This is a genomic window from Microcoleus sp. B7-D4, from assembly GCF_036705125.1.
Lineage (GTDB): Bacteria > Cyanobacteriota > Cyanobacteriia > Cyanobacteriales > Microcoleaceae > Microcoleus.
In genome coordinates, this window is sequence record NZ_JAUBTT010000251.1 from 1 (window position 1) to 1,589 (window position 1,589).

General features: G+C 44.9%; 4 protein-coding genes. 3 read left to right on the plus strand and 1 reads right to left on the minus strand.

Annotation, left to right across the window (positions count from 1 at the left end; all coding sequences use genetic code 11):
* Positions 1–48: 48 nt before the first annotated feature.
* The 3 genes from QUB12_RS37245 to QUB12_RS37255 all read left to right on the plus strand — a co-directional run bounded on the left by QUB12_RS37245 (position 49) and on the right by QUB12_RS37255 (position 630).
* Positions 49–237, plus strand: coding sequence for a hypothetical protein (locus tag QUB12_RS37245; RefSeq protein WP_333311108.1), 189 nt, complete (start codon positions 49–51; stop codon positions 235–237).
* A gap of 82 nt (positions 238–319) precedes the next feature.
* Complete coding sequence (locus tag QUB12_RS37250; RefSeq protein ID WP_194060198.1) at positions 320–463, plus strand: hypothetical protein; 144 nt, start codon at positions 320–322, stop codon at positions 461–463.
* The gene (locus tag QUB12_RS37255; RefSeq protein WP_333311110.1) at positions 460–630 is read left to right on the plus strand and encodes a hypothetical protein; all 171 of its coding nucleotides are present in this window, start codon (positions 460–462) and stop codon (positions 628–630) included. Before QUB12_RS37250 ends, QUB12_RS37255 begins: the two co-directional genes overlap by 4 nt.
* Before the next feature lie 684 nt (positions 631–1,314).
* Here QUB12_RS37255 and QUB12_RS37260 read toward each other — a convergent pair.
* Positions 1,315–1,589 (minus strand): hypothetical protein (locus QUB12_RS37260; RefSeq protein WP_333311112.1); only part of this gene is annotated, 275 nt, incomplete at its 5' end.

Here is a 1,589-nt window from a genome sequence, read left to right on the forward strand (position 1 = left end):
GCCACCAAAAAAATTAGCTGATTTTTTGTGTGCCCTAAAGTCAGGAATTTGCAGTATAAAATCAGGCGTTTGCAGTATAAAGTCAGGGGTTTGCAGGTAAATGCAGGGGGTGCACTTTACCTGCATTTACCTGAAAATATCCTGCACTTGCCTGACTTTTTCGGTCAAATTGCTGCTTTTTTGTGCTGTTCGTGTCTTGACCTGTTGGGACTGGTTATAGTTGTTCTCTCTCAGTAGCAAGCAATGTTTTTGCGATCGCAAACTCTGACTAATTCGTGCAGATAAAAAATAATGCACCCTTATGAATGGGGCATTCTAGGTGTCAAGCGACTTGATTTTTACCCGATATTCGACTGTGCCGATTGCTCACATTGCTCCTGCTGTTGTGGCGACTTTTGTGGCAGCACAGGCATCAATTGCCGCAACTTTCCCATCGCACTTGGGTAGCGAGCGAGCGGCTTGAGCGACAGTTCGATCGCCCACGACGGAGCTCCTACAATTAAACAGGCGAGCGGCTACCAATCTGGCATCGTATCTTCAGCTATTGAGGAGGATTTTGCGGCGGCAATCGACGCGGGCCTTTCTTGCATCCACCGATGTTTTGGCGATAGTTGGCGAGACGCAGTTTGAAGAGTTTAATCAGCTAAAAGGTGATGGGCGATCTCATAAAAACGCATAAAAACGCATAAAAACGCATATTGCTGAAAGTTTTCCTCGGTCTGCCGCTCTTTGATTTTTCCTTGCTGACCACGGAGAAACCAGGAGCGATCAGCTTGTTGGGCAGTCTGATCGCTCCTGGTTGATTCCCCGGTAAATCGATAGCGAATAAGAAATTACTATTTCTATAAATGGATAGGCGGGGAAATTTGATTTACTTGACCGGCGTTGCAACGATCACAGACGCTCTCGCCCTTAAGACACTTTAGATGGTCTGCTCTTAACCTGCCTTCATAGCAACAGTTTAGCCGATTGCAAAGCGCGAGTCCGACAACAGCAATTTATGCGACTGTCAATGCTGACATAACGGCTGCTACGCTGCCAAATTTTTCGCACTTGCTCAACTTGATTTTTTATTCAATTTAGATAACGGCTACTGTGTTGCCAATTTTCTCACACTTGCTCAACTTGATTTTTTATTCAATTCCGATGCCGGAACTTGACTATTAAGTCAATTCAGTTTTTGTTAAAAAGGCTAAAAAATTAGCTAATTGTTGCGGAGCGCTAAAGTCAGGCAAGTGCAGTATAAAGTCAGGGGTTTGCAGTATAAAGTCAGGCGGAAAGCAGGTATTTGCAGGGGCTGCACTTTACCTGTATTTACCTGAAAATATCCTGCAAATGCCTGACTTTTTCGGTCAAATTGCTGCTTTTTTGTGCAGAGACTGCCTTTGCTGGTTGAGGCTGGTTATGGCTGTTCTCAATCGGTAGCAAGCAATGTTTTTGTCCGTACAAAGCTTTATTTATTACTTTTAAAGAAAAACAATGCACCCTCATGAATGCGGTAATCCTAGGTGTCAAGGCGATCGCGCTCTTGCTGGCTATCGGACGAACGATTCCCTCGCCATCATCGACATCAGCCGGCTGCTTCGCTT